Annotated in this window: 16 protein-coding genes; 7 read left to right on the forward strand and 9 right to left on the reverse strand. The window is 32.7% G+C overall.

Features of this window, described 5'->3' with window-relative positions; translation table 11 throughout:
* Positions 1 to 254 precede the first annotated feature (254 nt).
* From V6246_RS09765 to V6246_RS09790, 6 genes are all read right to left on the reverse strand, one after another.
* The gene (locus V6246_RS09765) at positions 255 to 1,115 is read right to left on the reverse strand and encodes a reverse transcriptase family protein (RefSeq protein WP_341560216.1); all 861 of its coding nucleotides are present in this window, start codon (positions 1,113 to 1,115) and stop codon (positions 255 to 257) included.
* Positions 1,112 to 1,405, reverse strand: coding sequence for a helix-turn-helix domain-containing protein (locus V6246_RS09770; protein ID WP_341560218.1), 294 nt, complete (start codon positions 1,403 to 1,405; stop codon positions 1,112 to 1,114). The genes V6246_RS09765 and V6246_RS09770 overlap by 4 nt, the downstream gene beginning before the upstream one ends.
* A 36-nt stretch (positions 1,406 to 1,441) precedes the next feature.
* Positions 1,442 to 1,687: a hypothetical protein gene (locus V6246_RS09775; protein ID WP_341560220.1), complete on the reverse strand. Its 246-nt coding sequence runs from the start codon at positions 1,685 to 1,687 to the stop codon at positions 1,442 to 1,444.
* A 672-nt stretch (positions 1,688 to 2,359) separates the two neighbouring features.
* Positions 2,360 to 3,124 carry a pentapeptide repeat-containing protein gene (locus tag V6246_RS09780; RefSeq protein ID WP_341560221.1) on the reverse strand — a complete coding sequence of 255 codons (765 nt, stop codon included), beginning with the start codon at positions 3,122 to 3,124 and terminating at the stop codon, positions 2,360 to 2,362.
* Positions 3,125 to 3,291: 167 nt separating this feature from the next.
* The gene (locus tag V6246_RS09785; RefSeq protein WP_341560223.1) at positions 3,292 to 3,669 is read right to left on the reverse strand and encodes a hypothetical protein; all 378 of its coding nucleotides are present in this window, start codon (positions 3,667 to 3,669) and stop codon (positions 3,292 to 3,294) included.
* Between the two features lie 2 nt (positions 3,670 to 3,671).
* Entirely contained in the window at positions 3,672 to 5,324 is a 1,653-nt protein-coding gene (locus V6246_RS09790) for a hypothetical protein (protein WP_341560224.1), read from the reverse strand.
* A gap of 505 nt (positions 5,325 to 5,829) precedes the next feature.
* Between V6246_RS09790 and recA the strand changes: the two genes are divergently transcribed.
* The 4 genes from recA (at position 5,830) to V6246_RS09810 (ending at position 9,552) form a co-directional block, all read left to right on the forward strand.
* A complete protein-coding gene (gene recA, locus V6246_RS09795) occupies positions 5,830 to 6,837 on the forward strand; it encodes a recombinase RecA (RefSeq protein WP_341560226.1) in 1,008 nt (335 codons plus the stop codon).
* A gap of 160 nt (positions 6,838 to 6,997) precedes the next feature.
* Positions 6,998 to 7,405 (forward strand): hypothetical protein, encoded by a 408-nt coding sequence (locus V6246_RS09800; protein ID WP_159018722.1) that lies wholly within the window; start codon positions 6,998 to 7,000, stop codon positions 7,403 to 7,405.
* 27 nt (positions 7,406 to 7,432) lie between these two features.
* Positions 7,433 to 7,975 carry an RNA polymerase sigma factor gene (locus V6246_RS09805; protein WP_341560229.1) on the forward strand — a complete coding sequence of 181 codons (543 nt, stop codon included), beginning with the start codon at positions 7,433 to 7,435 and terminating at the stop codon, positions 7,973 to 7,975.
* Positions 7,975 to 9,552, forward strand: coding sequence for a hypothetical protein (locus V6246_RS09810; RefSeq protein ID WP_341560230.1), 1,578 nt, complete (start codon positions 7,975 to 7,977; stop codon positions 9,550 to 9,552). Before V6246_RS09805 ends, V6246_RS09810 begins: the two co-directional genes overlap by 1 nt.
* An 84-nt stretch (positions 9,553 to 9,636) precedes the next feature.
* Here V6246_RS09810 and V6246_RS09815 read toward each other — a convergent pair whose 3' ends face one another.
* The gene (locus V6246_RS09815; RefSeq protein ID WP_341560231.1) at positions 9,637 to 10,374 is read right to left on the reverse strand and encodes a lysophospholipid acyltransferase family protein; all 738 of its coding nucleotides are present in this window, start codon (positions 10,372 to 10,374) and stop codon (positions 9,637 to 9,639) included.
* A 115-nt stretch (positions 10,375 to 10,489) separates the two neighbouring features.
* On the opposite strand from V6246_RS09815, the gene trpS reads away from it, so the two are divergent.
* Together trpS and V6246_RS09825 are read left to right on the forward strand one after the other, a co-directional pair.
* The gene (gene trpS / locus V6246_RS09820) at positions 10,490 to 11,458 is read left to right on the forward strand and encodes a tryptophan--tRNA ligase (protein WP_341560232.1); all 969 of its coding nucleotides are present in this window, start codon (positions 10,490 to 10,492) and stop codon (positions 11,456 to 11,458) included.
* Between the two features lie 68 nt (positions 11,459 to 11,526).
* A complete protein-coding gene (locus V6246_RS09825) occupies positions 11,527 to 12,336 on the forward strand; it encodes a DUF1853 family protein (protein ID WP_341560233.1) in 810 nt (269 codons plus the stop codon).
* 61 nt (positions 12,337 to 12,397) lie between these two features.
* On the opposite strand, the gene V6246_RS09830 is transcribed toward V6246_RS09825, so the two are convergent.
* Positions 12,398 to 14,551 (reverse strand): prolyl oligopeptidase family serine peptidase, encoded by a 2,154-nt coding sequence (locus V6246_RS09830; protein WP_341560235.1) that lies wholly within the window; start codon positions 14,549 to 14,551, stop codon positions 12,398 to 12,400.
* Between the two features lie 127 nt (positions 14,552 to 14,678).
* Here V6246_RS09830 and V6246_RS09835 point away from each other — a divergent pair, with 127 nt between their 5' ends.
* Entirely contained in the window at positions 14,679 to 15,635 is a 957-nt protein-coding gene (locus V6246_RS09835) for a M28 family metallopeptidase (protein WP_341560236.1), read from the forward strand.
* 61 nt (positions 15,636 to 15,696) lie between these two features.
* On the opposite strand, the gene V6246_RS09840 is transcribed toward V6246_RS09835, so the two are convergent.
* Positions 15,697 to 16,686 (reverse strand): aspartate-semialdehyde dehydrogenase, encoded by a 990-nt coding sequence (locus V6246_RS09840; protein WP_341560237.1) that lies wholly within the window; start codon positions 16,684 to 16,686, stop codon positions 15,697 to 15,699.
* Between the last annotated feature and the right edge of the window lie 57 nt (positions 16,687 to 16,743).

The raw sequence follows: 16,743 nt of genomic DNA on the forward strand, positions 1-16,743 counted from the left end.
CGGGCTTTCACTACTCAATCTTTTTGTTTTTAAAGGAAAAACAAAAAGGATTTCAAACATACCGTTCAATCCCTAGCGCGAGTGTTTGCCGAGGTTTGATAGTTATAAACAAATTAACTTACCATAAACGTTACCTATCCAAAAAAGAAAAGCCTTTACTGAAAAAAGAATGGAAAACCAGCGATTGTTATTACAAGTCAAGGCTGATTTACGATAATAACTGTTAGAGTAATTTAGTGAGTTTCACCTATTTTTTAGCACAGTACTTTGTTGGCAACTGGCTTTTTTCCGTAATTCGCTTTATCTACCTTTTCTTTATACATTTTAAGACCAGCAATTTGTTCCGCTGTTTTGTTTTCAGTCGATTCTAATTTTGCTATAAATGATTGAGGTAATTTTAAATGGTTATTCATTGCGTGAAGTCCAGTAATATTTGGATTTCGAGAGTAATTCGTTTTCTTGTGACTTATTTTATAGTCGTTTGTAATAATCTCTAAAATCTGAGGAATTTTACTTTTAAAATCTTGTGCTGAAGAAAAAGTCATATCGTCCACAAATGAAGTGAAAGTCGCATTATTTTCTTTGGCGAATTCTTGTAAAATATCTCCAGTTTTGATAAAGACTAAATTAGCCAAAGTAGAGGAAGTTGGTGCTCCTTGTGGAATTTTACCTTTATAAGTGGTTAGTTTAGTAAGAAGACTTGAAACTTCGGGCGAAAAACCTTGACTAACAAACATCTTAAAAACAGCTTTGTTAGTTATTGATGGAAAGAAATCTTTTAAATCTGTTGTAAATTTGTATCTTTTTCCTTGATGTTGTTTAGCATTGTCAACATTGTCTTTCCCTTTTACAGCACCAAATGCATAACTTGGCATTGCAATTTGGTTTAGAATATTTCTATGTATTCTAGTTTGAATTACTTTTAATCTTTTTGTACTTGGATTTATTATTCTTTTTTTAGGTTCACCCTTTGCATCTAGTTTTGGTTTACCAAATTTATCCTTTTTAATTTCAATTTTCTCTCTGTAGAAATTGTCGATATTATTTAAAATTGAATGTATTTCTTTAATATCTACTTTTAAAGTAAAGGCTAGATGTTTTGGTGTTTTAATCATTGAGTTGTGAAAAATTGATTTATCAATGATTTTACCGATGGTGCAATTATCTTGAAAGCATCTTCTTTTTCTGGACTGATGTCATCACTATCTATTGAAAGAAAAAATAGAATAGGTAATGGTGTTTCTAGTTTCTTAGAAATTGTTTTTAAAGTCGAAAGATTTGGTTCTTTGTTATTATTCTCAATCTGTGATAAGTAGGCTTGAGTAATTTCACAAAGTTCCGCAAATTGGTTTTGTTTTAAACCTTTTTGTTTTCTAATTGATTTTATTGCTAGTCCTAAATCCATGTGTTATTTATTTGAAAAAATTAATGGGGTGTCAGGTTAGAAAATGTTCGGAAAATCATCAAAATTGGTCATTACTCTGTTGAGTAAATCAATTCCTCTGAAAACTAAACTCCAATCTATAGGCTTTTTATCGCTTTCTTTTTTAGAGTTTTCTAAATATCTAATTGCATTAGATAAGTGAACTTTTTCTTCGTCTGAGAATGAACAACGGTTCTCAGAAAGGATAGTACTTATACCTAGTATAAGACCATCGACGTGTTGATAATTGTGCTTTTTACGCATATCTATTGTGTATTTAATTAAAAGGCAATATCGCCTTGCTACATTTACAATATGCTTGTAATTAAATCCAATATGCGTTGTTCACATTATCACCCCAAAATTATTCCTTGCTACTAAGGTCTCTTTTAAAATAGACTCTTTTACAAGTTATTAGTTTTATTCAATTCAGGTTAACTTCGAGCGCGTTTCTAGGGGTTTTCCTAAATGCATCTTTACTGCTTTCCTTATTGAATGACTTCGTGTTTTCGGCGTTTGCCTGAACCGAGTTTCATCGTTGCTTTCTTTTCAGAGCGCTACGTGTCGTCGCCAATAGAACCATAATTGGTTGTGTAACTTAATACACTTTAGTAGTTTGAATTTTAATTACTACAATTTTCAATACTCTTTCAAAGAACTTATGATGCAAAGATAGAAGTTATTTTGGATTCACCAAACAAAATTGAATAAAATATTACTGTGAGTATATAAAACTAGTGGTTTGATATTCTTTAGGAAATAAAAAGTTGATGGTTTGTTACGATTTTCAGCTTGTTGCCAACGTTTATGTATAAGAATAGTTGCGGGTTTGTATGCGAGGATTTTCCGAAGGAAAATCAGACGTTACAAACACGCAACGACCTTTGATTAAGCACTAAAACCGCAATTATTTTTATACTTTGTTGTGTGTAGGTTTTATTTCTTAATTATTTTATAACCAGTTCTTTCTTCTTTCATCTTTGGGATTTCAAAAATCTTATATTTATCTTCTAATTCTTTAATTCCAATGTTTCCATTTTCTTTCATTTCTTTAAACCAGTTTTCAGTATGCACAATTGTACCAACTAATGATACATCTGTTAAATTACATTCTGTAAATTGAGTTTTAAATAAAATTGCTGAATCAAATTTACAATTAGTAAGGTTTACATTTCTAAATGAACTTTGATATAGTTCAGTTAAATAAAATATAGAGTTAGAGCAATTATTCATTAACCAAGAAGTGTCATTCAAGTTTGCCGCAGAGAAATTCCATTTTTGCATTTCTTCGTTCTCAGTTATTCCATTTGCATTTTGTAAAAAACAATGTTTTAAATTTAATTCTTTTTCATTAAGTTTTATTAACCTTTTTACTAAACCACTTATTCGAAATTTGGCTTCTTCACTTTTCCAGAATCTAAAATCATTTATTTCTTCCTTATATCTTTCAATTTTTTCACTTTTCGCCTTTGTTATTCTTTCTTTTTCTTGTTTTCTTTCTTTGTTAGTTTCATATATAGTCAAAACAATTCCAAAAACAAAAAGATCATAAATAAGGCCGTGAAGTTCAACAAGTATATCGTGAAAATTAAACTTTTTATCAATTAAATCTAATATTATAATTAGCAAAACACCTAAAATTCCTAGTAGAATAAATAAATTAATTTTAGAATTGAATAAGTTAAAAATATGTTTTTTCATTTATCGGATTTTGAGTTTTTTTTAACTTACACACAACGGTTGGTTATATGAAAAGTAGCAGATTTGTATGTGCATTTTTCGGATAAGAAATAAAGAAAGCAGAAAAGAACCAAACTTTGGTTTAGCTCTTAACTGCTATTTTTTATATAACGTGTTGTAGGCAGTATTTAATCAATTATTTTATCCTCAATCATCCATATTTTTTCAACTTCTATAAGACAACCTTTATCATCTTTTTCTTTAATAAAAACATAAAATATATATTCAGTAAAATACTCTGGATATTTTTTCTTTTTATTTAATTCAATAAATTCAGAGTAAGAAGTTAAAATACTACTTTTTAGTGAATTATATTTTACATCAATTTTTTTATTTTTTTCGTTATCATACTTAAAAGTATGTTTTTTATCAATGGAATAAATTTCTGAGTTCTCTTTAATAATCATGGTATCTTTACTTTCATTAAAAAGAAATATTATTTTTTCTTTTTCTTGTGAAAAAAGGTTTATTGATATTAATAAAAAAATATAAATTAATTTTCTCATAATTATTGACAATTAGGATTATTAATATTAAAGTCAGCAATAGTTTGGCTAATGCTATCTCTTTTAGTTTGTGTTAAATTATTCCAAGCGACTGTATTTTGAAGTCCAGTCCAAGCAAGAGCTTCGTAAATTTCATTGGTCTGCGAATTATCAAATTCTTTGAGCGCTTGTTTAATAATGCCTCTATAGTGTTGAGCCATAGCTTCATGTTGTGCACTTGAAGGGCTCTGACCTTGAGGTACATTCCATTTCCACCTCATATAGTAATCATATAAACCTGGATAATCATTCCTTAATTGTATCAATTGATTGTGGTCTAACTGAATACTTGGATGTTGTGCTACAGATAAAAGTTTTCTGAAAGTTTCAGCATGAATCATTTCATGAATAAAAGTTCTTGCAATAGATAAGATAGGTCTATCTAAGTTATTTTCATTAAAGGTAATTGTAATTAAATAATTTTGTGGTGCACTTGTTTCTGCATTTGTATTGGCATCAAGAGTAGTACTTGATGTTAGTTTTAAATTAGCAACAGACATATCTCCATCAAAATTATTTAAATAATTTGCAAAAGTTGTAGATTTGCCCATCCCTGTATATACTGAATAAAGACAATCGTTATCTTTTAAATCACTATCTAAAATTAATTCTTCTTCAAAATCCACTTCGCCACCATTTATTAAAGACTCAATGGCACTTTTAAGAAACTCTTTAGCTTTATCATCACAGTTATTAGTATTTAAAAAGTCGCTAAATGGTCGTAGTTTAATGTTATTTAGAGAGTTTAAATAAGAGTTTTGTTGAGTTGTTAAATTTGTTATGCAATCTTTTATATTATTTAACAAAAGGGCTTTAATTTGAGAAGAACTAGCCGTTGGGGATGTTACCCCTCCACCATAATTATTGGTTGTTGGGTTTGTTTCCCCTGCAGGGTCAGGAACACCTTGATTTACATTAGAAGTATTGCTTATGTGCAAGGAGGAAGTGCTTGTGGTTGGGTGTGTGCAACTAGCTGTTAAATGGTCATCTTGATGTTCAGGATGAGAGCAAGGTTCTTCTGTAATTATAACAATGGTAGTAGCTTGATTGTTTTGTTTTGCAAAAATATTGTTTACTAATTGGTCATCTTTAAATTCAGCAAAACTTACCTTATTGTTCAAATCTACAGGAAGGTTATTGTTCAAGTCTAAAACCTCTTGCTCGGTCAGGTCATAGGTAACAATAAAAGTTTTATAAGCTCCGTCATTTTGGCTTGATAACATTAAATTTTCAAGTCCAAAATTATTGTTTGCTCTGTAAATAGGAAATGTATAAGAATGATAAGTGCTGTCTTGATTCTGTATATATTTAACAATACCTGTGTCTATAGAAAAATCTTGGTCAGAACTATAAACTACTTTTGGATTCTTACTATTCTTGTTGGTTTTGTTTGATTTGTTTTTAATGCTTTTGATTTTATTAAAAGCGTAAGTATTGGATTCAATATCTTTTAACTCTAGTGTTTGGATTGTAAAATCAGATTGGGAATTAGTTTGAATTATTGCATTGCTTTCTTTTTCTGAAATGATTTCGTCTTTTTGACAGTTTGTAAAAAATAGAGAGATTCCAAGGATTAGAATTCCGAGTTTGAGTGTTTTCATTAATTTGTCTTTCATTTATACCGTTGTTTATGGTTTGTTAAAATGTTCAATGTGAAGGCATATTGCCTACAACTTAATTATATGGATTAATAATTCGTCTATAATAAATTAAAAAGGAGGGATAAGCTTACTTTTTCTAGATAAATCCCATCCATATACTTATTTAACTTTATAAATATATGCTTTTTTTAAAACCCCTAACTCACTTACAACATCAAATTTTCCTACAACCAATAAATAGCATAAAAAAAGCACCTAAATAATAAATATCTAAGTGCTATTAAAATAGTTTGAGCTAGTCGTTATCAAGTGCTCATTTGTTAAATTTCACAGCAAACAATTTTCCCTTTTTCATTTAATAGATGCAAAACAAACTAAAAGGTTGCGTAAATAGTTTCATTTTCTTCCAAAAACCAATAAATCAACCCTATTACAATCTAAATTATGTTGAAAACTATTATTGTGTTCTCCCAAAAGATGTAGTATTTTAGCAGACAAATCTTCAGAAAAAAAATATATAATGAGCAGCGAAAAAGAAGCGAAATTAAAAGCCCTAAAACTTACTTTAGATAAACTAGATAAAGCCTACGGAAAAGGTACGGTAATGAAAATGAGCGATGCCGCTATTCAAGATGTTGAAGCTATTCCTTCAGGTTCGTTAGGTTTAGATATCGCATTAGGCGTTGGTGGATATCCACGTGGACGTGTTATTGAAATATACGGACCAGAATCGTCGGGTAAAACCACATTAACGTTACACGCTATTGCCGAAGCTCAAAAAGCTGGTGGAATTGCAGCTTTTATTGATGCAGAGCATGCTTTCGACCGTTTTTACGCTGCAAACCTTGGTGTAGATATAGATAACCTAATTATTTCTCAACCAGATAATGGTGAGCAAGCATTAGAAATTGCCGATAATTTAATTCGTTCTGGCGCTATCGATATTGTTGTTGTCGATTCCGTTGCTGCATTAACACCAAAAAGTGAAATTGAAGGCGAAATGGGAGATTCTAAAATGGGCTTACACGCACGTTTAATGTCTCAGGCTTTACGTAAACTTACAGGGTCTATTAGCAAAACAAACTGTACTGTAATATTTATTAACCAATTACGTGAAAAAATTGGTGTAATGTTCGGTAACCCAGAAACAACAACTGGTGGTAACGCATTAAAATTCTACGCATCTGTACGTTTAGATATTCGTCGTTCTACCCAAATTAAAAACAGTAATGGTGATGTTTTAGGTAACAAAACCAGAGTAAAAGTTGTAAAAAACAAAGTAGCTCCACCATTTAAAATGGCCGAATTCGATATTATGTACGGAGAAGGTGTAAGTAAAGTTGGTGAAATTCTTGATGTTGCTGTAGAGTACGAAATTGTAAAGAAAAGTGGTTCTTGGTTTAGTTACGAAGATACTAAACTTGGGCAAGGTCGTGATGCTGTAAAAGCAATCATTAAAGACAACCCAGAGCTTTTTGATGAGTTAGAACAAAAAATAAAAGCAGCTATTAAAGAAAGCCTGAACTAAACATCGTTTTCTTTTAAATATATAAAATCCCGATACTTTCGGGATTTTTTTTGCTCCAAACTTTAGGCTTACTAAACTAAAATCAATTATCTACGCAACCATTTAGCAAAAGTGGCATCTATAAAACAAAACGCAAATTTTAACTAAAAAAAATATTGAAATGAAAAAATTGCTTGTAATTTGTTTAACTCTAATTTTGGCCTCGTGTAGCGTAGATGATGACGGCTTAGATTATAGTTTTGAGATTTTACCCGTAGAAAGTGTCGATATTCCAGAGGAATTTACATTAGGTGAAACTTACCCAATTACGGTATCATACCTAAGACCATCTAATTGCCACTCTTTTAGAGAATTTTACTATAATAAAAACAATAACGAACGTACCGTTGCCCCAATCAATTATGTATTTGAAAATAACGATTGCGAAACATTAGAAAACGAACTGGTTGAAAACACTTTTAACTTTATTGTAACAAGTAACGGATCGTATATTTTTAAATTTTGGCAAGGCGAAGATGCCGACGGCGAAAACCAATATTTAACTATTGAAGTGCCTGTTGTAGAGTAAAAATAACTAATTAATACGTGTGTAATTTTGAGTTTAAATCAACTCATAGAAAATTGTAAAACTAACGATACTAAGGCACAGGGCGAACTGTACAAACTCTTTTCGAGTAAACTTTTCGCTGTGTGCTTAAAGTATTCTAGAAACTATGCTGAAGCAGAAGATAATCTGCAAGACGCATTTTTAACCATATTTAAAAAAATTGAACAATTTAAAAACAAAGGCTCTTTTGAAGGTTGGCTAAAACGCATTACCATTAACACCGTAATGCAACGCTACCGCAACGAAAAAGTTTTTGATATTATTAACGAAGATGCCATTGAAGATGTTGAAGTTGATATAGATGACGACCAACTTTCTATAGATTATTTACTTCAAATAATACAAGAATTACCAGACAGATACCGACTCGTTTTTAACCTGTATGTACTAGACGATTATTCGCATAAAGAAATAGCCGAGATGCTAAAAATTAAAATAGGAACTTCAAAATCTAATTTAGCCCGAGCTAGACAAATTTTGAAACAAACTATCGAAACACATAAATCCGCAACAAGTTTGCAATCATTATAATGCGTGATAAAAAACACATAGACAGACTTTTCCAGGAAGGCTTAAAAGATTTTGAAGCCACTCCCAGCAATGCTGTATGGAAAAACATAGAAGCCGAACTTAATCAAGACAAGAAAAAACGACGAGTAATACCAATTTGGTGGCGCTATGCAGGTGTTGCTGCACTTTTATTAGTTTTTCTAACGCTAGGTATTAATATGTTTTACAACGAAATTAAAGGCAACCAAACACACGAAGTTGTTAATACAGAAGCCGAACAAGCCCCTGAGATTGAAGACACATCTATTACTGATGCAATCTATTCAGAAACAACTATAAATTCAGCTATTTCAGAACAAAACAGTCAAGAAAACAGTGTAAATCTAGATTCGGAAAAACACACTATTAGCAATAAAAACAACAATCAAAACACGAACAGTAATAATCAAAACTCTGCAACAGCAACAACAATTGCAAGCGCCGACCATACAAATCAAACCAATAGTAATTCCGCCCAATCAGCGAAAAAATCAAATAAAAGCAAGCCATCTTCTTCAGTAAAAAACAAAAAAGAAAATGTGTTTTATGAAAAGAACAATAATACTGTAGCTCTACAAAACTCAAAAGAAAGCAACGCTTCCGCGGAAACCAAAAACAATAATATTTCAATTTCCGAAGAAAAAATTATTGCTAAAACAAATACAGAGAACACAAATCTAGAAAAGACTAAAGCAGAGAAAATTAAAACAGTAGAAACTAGCGAAGCTATTGCCTCTAATGATACAAAAGATAACAACTTAAGCATTGAAGACGCTCTAGATAAAACAGAGGACCTAATTGATACAGACACCCCAACAGACCGTTGGAGTTTAGCTGCCAACGCTGCTCCTGTTTATTTCAATACCACCGGAAAGGGCTCGTCCATAGACCCTCAATTTAATAGCAATTCTAAAACAGGTGAAGTAAACATGAGTTATGGTGTTACGGCTAGTTATGCAGTAAATAAAAGATTACGTGTTCGTTCGGGAATTAACCGTGTAAACCTTGGCTATAATACAAATAACGTGGTAAGCTACCAATCTATTGGCGTAAGTTCTCCGACTAGCACTTTACAAAATGTAAGTAACAATAGCACCATTAATAATAGTGTTAGCAATGCACCAACCGAACAATTATCGCTAATTAGTGCCGATAATTTAAGCTCTAAAAACGCGAGTGGTTTATTAAAAACATCAAACACATCTATTAATCAAAGTTTAGGCTACATAGAAGTGCCACTAGAATTACAATACGCTGTTTTAAGCAATAAATTTGGCGTTAATGTTATAGGTGGTTTTAGCTCTTTATTTTTAAATAATAACGAAGTGTTTTCGGAAGCTCAAGATGGCAACCGCACCTTTTTAGGTGAAGCAAATAATATTAATAAGGTAAGTTACAGTGCTAACTTTGGTTTAGGTTTAAATTACCAGGTCACTAAAAAAATTGATTTGAATTTAGAGCCTATGCTTAAATATCAAATAAATACATTCAATAATACATCTGGTGATTTCCAGCCATTCTTTGTTGGTGTATACACCGGACTTGCTATTAAATTTTAGGTTTTTGGTTAAATCTAGTTATTGATTTCCTTTAAGCTCGGAAATCAATACTAAATAAAAACGACTCTACTTAGGGTCGTTTTTTTATTTCTTAAACGCTTGTAGTTGATTATATATAATTTCGCGAGACGCATCATTCAATTCTCGGGTTTCTTTAATAGTTAAACCTTCGGTTGAAATAAATTTATGCATCTTAACACGCATTCTTCCCGGACCACCGCTAAAAAAAGTATACGAAAATCGTTTTTTATTATCAGCAAAAGTTATTGGCACAACTGGTATTTGGTGGTTTATTGCCAACCTAAAAGCGCCATCTTTAAAGGCATCTAAATCAATATGCTCTTCCGGTACACCGCCTTCTGGAAAAATACAAATACTCACGCCTGTTTTTAATCGGCGTTGCGCTCTTAAAAACACCGCTTGTCTACTTTTAGCAGAACTTCTATCTACCAAAATACAGGTGCGCTTATAGAAAAATCCAAATAACGGAATTTTAGATAACTCCGCTTTCCCAACAAAAACAAATGGGTTTTTAACCGAAACTAGCATTAGCATAATATCAACCATTGAAGTATGGTTAGCAACAAACATGTAGCTTTTAGAACGATCTGGAGTTTCCTCACGGTCTATTTTATAAGCAAAGCCCATACCAACCAAAATTATTTTAGCCCAAACCCGAGCTATTCTAAAAAACAGTGGATACCAAGCCTCTTTAGCGATAGACACTAATAAAATTGGAAATAAGATAATTATAGGTAACCCTACCAGTATATAAAACCAAACACGGTACAATACCCAAAAAATGTATTTAAAAACTTTCATCGTCTCAAAAATACATAATTGTATTGAGCAATTCTATTAAAAAAATTACCTTTGCTAGCATATCAAAAATTGAGTTTAATTTTAACAAGATTCCCACAATTTAGGGAACGCACACATGGCAAGAATACTTACAGGCATACAAAGCACAGGAACACCACATTTAGGTAACATTTTAGGCGCTATTATTCCAGCAATTGAAATGGCTAAAAACCCTGAAAACAATTCGTTTTTATTTATCGCAAACCTACATACTTTAACGCAAATTAAAGATGCAAAAACATTGCGCGAAAACACGTATTCTACTGCTGCAACCTGGCTTGCTTTTGGTTTAGATATTGAGAAAACGGTATTTTACCGCCAAAGCGATATTCCACAAACTACAGAGCTATCTTGGTATTTGAGCTGTTTTTTTCCGTACCAACGCTTAACTTTAGCTCACAGTTTTAAGGATAAAGCAGACCGTTTAGACGATGTTAACGCAGGGCTTTTTACTTACCCAATGCTTATGGCTGCCGACATTTTATTGTACGACGCTAACATTATTCCGGTTGGAAAAGACCAATTACAACATATAGAAATGACACGTGATGTTGCATCACGTTTTCATGCTAAAATGGGTGAAACTTTTGTGTTACCAGAAGGAAAAATACAAGAAAACACTAAACTTATTCCTGGTACCAACGGTGGTAAAATGAGTAAGAGTGCTAATAACACTATCAATCTATTTTTAACCGATAAAAAATTACGCAAGCAAATAATGTCTATCGAAACTGATAGCACAGCGCTTGAAGACCCTAAAGATTGGAGTACTTGTAACTGCTTTGCTATATACAGTTTGCTAGCAACAGAAGCTCAAATTGAAACCATGAAAGCTAATTATGAAAATGGTAATTATGGCTACGGACACGCAAAACAAGCTTTGTTTGAATTGATAGTTGAAAAATTTGCAACAGAACGTGAACGCTACAACTACTACATGAACAACCTAAACGAAATTGATGCTGCTTTGGCCATTGGTGCAAAAAAAGCGCAATTAGTTGCTAACGATGTATTGAGCAGAGTTAGAGAAAAGGTTGGTTACTAAAATACCAGAATCACATAAAGACTTGCTGAAGGCTAAACATTTCGGCAAGTCTATAATATTTTGAGTTTGTGACAAAACACACCAAAGACGTACAGAATAGATACGACGGCTTCCTAAAAACACCTAGTTTATGGAAAAAGGATGTGGTTTTCAACATGACTCAATTTGAAACATCCTCTAAATTTGATAAAATAGATTTAGATATTGACGACAAACTTAGAGTCGGAAAATATATAGAACGCTTAGTTTCTTTCGAATTAAGCCAAAATCCAGCCATTAAAATACTCTCAGAAAATCTTCAAATTCAAGAGAACAAAATCACTTTAGGCGAAATTGACTGCTTATTACTAAAGGAAGAGAAACCGATTCATCTTGAAGTTATTTACAAGTTTTATGTTTACGATGCCTCGGAAGGCGCTTCGGAAATTGATCATTTTATTGGCCCTAATAGAAAAGATGCGCTAATAGAAAAACTAAAGAAACTTAGCGAAAAGCAATTGCCTTTACTTTATTCTAAAAGTTGCGAACCTTACTTAGAAAACCTAGGTTTAAAAGCTTCAGAAATTGATCAACAAGTTTATTTTAAAGCACAATTATTTATTCCTTTAGGTGAAAAAATTATTTTAAAAACCTTAAATCAAGACTGTATTTCAGGTTTTTACATCAAAAAAAAACAGCTCGCTCAGTTTTCAGAATGTAAATTTTATATTCCGAAGAAAATAGATTGGATTATAGCGCCACACACCCAAGTAGATTGGCTTAATCATCAAGATTTCACAACCGTTTCTAACACTATTTTAGAACGTCAATTTTCACCAATTTTCTGGTTAAAACAACCAAACGGTATATTAAACAAATGTTTTCTAGTTTGGTGGTAATCACATTATTTTTAAAGCCTAGCAGAGTTTAAAGTCTACTAGGCATAAATTTAAAACTTCTTTATTCTTCAATGGCAACAGGCAATTTATTAAAGCCCATATTAAAAAGGGTAAACCCATAAATATCGGCATATTGCTCAATAGTTTTACTTATTGGCGTTCCTGCACCATGGCCGGCATCCGTTTCAATACGTATTAACGTTGGGTTGCTTCCTGTTTGCTTACTTTGTAATTCGGCTGCAAATTTAAAACTATGCGCAGGCACAACCCGATCGTCATGATCTCCGGTAGTTACTAAAGTCGCTGGATATTCTACTCCAGGTTTTACATTATGAACTGGTGAATATCCTTTTAAGTATTCAAACATCGCTTTATTATCTTCAGCTGTTCCATAATCGTAAGCCCAACCAGCTCCTGCAGTAAACGTATGGTAGCGTAACATATCTAAAACACCAACAGCAGGTAAAGCTACCTGTGCTAAATCCGGACGCTGCGTCATGGTTGCACCAACCAATAAACCACCGTTAGATCCGCCTCGAATTGCTAAATACTTTGTGCTCGTGTAATTTTGTGCCTTTAAATATTCCGCTGCAGCGATAAAATCATCAAATACATTTTGTTTCTTTTGCTGCGTTCCGGCATCGTGCCAAGCCTTTCCATACTCACCACCGCCACGAAGGTTAGCTACGGCATAAATACCACCTTGCTCCATCCAAACTGCATTAGGCGTGCTAAACGACGGTGTTAAGCTTACATTAAATCCACCATAACCATATAAAATAGTTGGGTTTTCGCCGTTTAATTCTAGCCCTTTTTTATGTGTTATTATCATTGGTATTTTAGTTCCATCTTTAGAGCTGTAAAATACTTGATGACTTTCAAAATCATCACTATTAAAAGCAATAGCAGATTTCCTATACAATTCCACAACGCCAGAGTCGGCATTTAAAGTATAAGTTGTAACCGGTGTGTTATAATTTGTAAACGAGAAGTAATTTGTTTTTTCTTCTTTTTTACCACCAAAACCACTTGCTGTTCCTAAACCTGGTAATTCTATATCTCTAATAAATTTACCGCTATAATCGTATTGTTTTACTTTAGAAATCGCATCGACCATATAAGTTGCGTAAAAGTAACCACCGCCTTTGGAAATAGACAGCACATGCTCCGTTTCTGGAATAAAATCTACCCAATGCTCTGGTGTTGGATTTGTAGCATCTACCGTTACTATTTTTTTGTTTGGCGCATTTAAATTAGTAATTAAATAAAGTTTACTTCCCTCGTTTTCTAGAACACCTGTATCGCTATCTGTGTGATCTAAAATGGAAATAAATTCACTATTTGGCACAGATAAATCTTTTATTAAAAGCTTGTTTCCGGAGGTTGAAACACGAGGAGATATAAACAAGTATTTATTATCTTCGGAAACGTTGGCGTAGATATAACGGTGTTTTTCTTCGGGTGTTCCACCATAGATTAATTCGTCTGCGCTTTGTACTGTTCCTAATTTATGATAGTATACTTTATGCTGATCTGTTTTAGCCGAAAGCTCACTTCCTTTTGGTTTATCGTAACTAGAGTAGTAAAAACCTTCGTTTTTGTACCATGATAGCTGCGTGAATTTCACATCAATTAACGCATCTTCCATAATCTCTTTAGACTCAACATCCATGATTAGAATTTTTCGCCAATCGCTGCCGCCTTCAGAAATAGTATAAGCCAAAATTTTTCCATTTTTAGAAAAACTTATTGCACCTAAAGATACCGTTCCGTCTTCCTTAAACGTATTTGGGTCTAAAAATACGGTTGCCGTTTTAGAATCGCCCCCTTTTTTAAAACGATAAAGTACACTTTGGTTTTGTAAACCATCATTTTTATAAAAATACGTGTAATCGCCCTCATTAAACGGAGCGCTTACTTTCTCGTAATTCCATAATTTAGACAAACGATTTTTTAACGCCTCTCTAAACGGTATTTGATCTAAATAGGTATTTGTAGCTACGTTTTCGGCTTTTACCCAAGCTTCGGTTTCTGCACTTCTATCATCTTCTAACCAACGGTATGGATCTTTTACTTCAACACCAAAATAAGTATCAATAGTATCTACAGTTTTTGTTTTTGGGTAACTCACAACAATATCTTTTTTTTCTGTTTTATCATTTCCACAAGCAACGAGCAAGCTTAATGAGAAAAACGTTAACGCTATTTTTTTCATGATTCATTAAATTAATCATTCAAAAATAAACAAAAAACATAAGCTAAAGTTCTAGATTTATTCAATAATAACGGAATTAAAATGCCGTATAATTATATATTTGACAATGTTACTCAAAACCCTAATAATGAAAAAAACAGCACTACTCGTATTATCCATCGCATCATATTTCAGTATGTTTTCTCAAGCTGAAATAACCGAAAATGAAATAAAAGATCATATTGAATTTTTAATATTAGATAAAAACGGAGGAAGATTTCCAGGAGAAAAAGGCGCTAAACGCGTTGTAAAATATATTAAAAAAGAATTTAAAACTATAGGCTTAAAACCGTTAAGCAAAAATTACGAGCAACATTTTAAAGCCATATTACGAGTTGATAAAGGTATAGACGAAAAACCAGAAGTAAGCACTTGTAATGTTATTGGTTTTATTGAAGGAAACGATCCGGAATTAAAAAACGAATACATTGTTTTAGGAGCACATTACGATCATTTAGGACTTGGCGGACCATCTTCCAAATCGGATAAAAGAGGCGTAATATATCATGGTGCTGATGATAATGCTAGCGGAACAGCCGCTCTATTAGAAATTGCAGAAAAGTTAATTTCAAAACAAGACCAATTAAAAAGAAGTGTACTATTTATTGCCTTTGGAGCCGAAGAACAAGGTTTATTAGGTAGTAAATACTTTGTAGAAAACCCGTTAATTCCACTTTCTCAAATAAAATTAATGATTAACATGGATATGGTTGGCCGCTTAAACGATAAAAAACATGTGTATGCAGGTGGCGCAGGCACATTTACTAATGGCGTAGATTTCATGAAGAACCTCGGGAAATCTCTAGGTTTAAACCCTATAGTTCACGCAGGATCTGTTGGTGGTTCCGATCATGTTTCATTCTACAAAAAAAGCATATCGGTTTTAGGTGTACATACTGGCGGACATCCACAATACCACACACCCGAAGACACTTTGGAGCTTATAAATCTAGAAGGCGAAAAGCTGGTTTGCGAATATGTTTTTCAAACTATTTTAAACAAAGCATCAACACCCGATAACATTGAGTTTATAAACCAAGATTAACACCAAAAAAAAAAGCTCCTGTAAAATTTACAGGAGCTTAAAATATTTAAAAAAGTGTAAATTACACTAATTTATTTGCTACTAAATATTCAGCAATTTGCACGGTGTTTGTTGCAGCACCTTTACGTAAGTTATCGGCAACAATCCACATATTTAAAGTGTTAGGTTGTGTTTCGTCTCTTCTAAGTCTTCCAACAAAAACCTCATCTTTATCGTGTGCGAAAATTGGCATTGGATAACTGTTTGTAGAAGGATCATCTTGAAGTACAATACCCGATGTTTCGCTTAACATTTTACGAACGTCAGCTAAATCGAAATCATTTTCAAACTCAACGTTAACAGATTCTGAATGCCCACCAGCAGTAGGAATACGAACAGCCGTAGCCGTTACAGAAAATGTACGATCATTAAATATTTTTTGTGGCTCACGAGCCAATTTCATTTCTTCTTTAGTGTATCCGTTTTCTAAAAACACATCACAATGTGGCAATGCATTTCTACCTATTGGGTAAGGATAAGCCATTTCGCCTTCAATACCAGCAATTTCATTTTCTAGTTGTTTTACAGCTTTTACACCTGTACCAGAAACCGATTGGTAAGTTGAAACAACAACACGTTTCATTTTATATTTTGCATGTAGCGGCGCCAAAGCCATTACCATTTGTATGGTAGAACAGTTTGGGTTTGCTATAATTTTATCTTCTTTTGTTAATTCGCTTGCATTAATTTCCGGAACCACTAATTTTTTAGTTGGATCCATTCTCCATGCAGAAGAATTATCGACTACCGTTGTACCAGCTGCAGCAAATTTTGGTGCCCATTCTACCGATGTATCTCCACCTGCAGAAAAAATTGCGATATGTGGCTTTGCGGCAACAGCATCGGCTAAACCAATAACGGTATATTCTTTATTCTTGAAAGTTAATTTTTTTCCAACAGAACGCTCTGAAGCTACCAATAATAATTCGGTAACAGGAAAGTTACGTTCTTCTAAAACCTTTAGCATCACCTCGCCTACCATTCCAGTAGCGCCTACAACTGCTATTTTCATAATTTTTTGTTTATTAAATTTCTGTTAGCAAAACTAAGTATTAATTCTATTCTAAAA

The organism is Algibacter sp. TI.3.09 (assembly GCF_038154905.1).
Lineage (GTDB): Bacteria > Bacteroidota > Bacteroidia > Flavobacteriales > Flavobacteriaceae > Algibacter.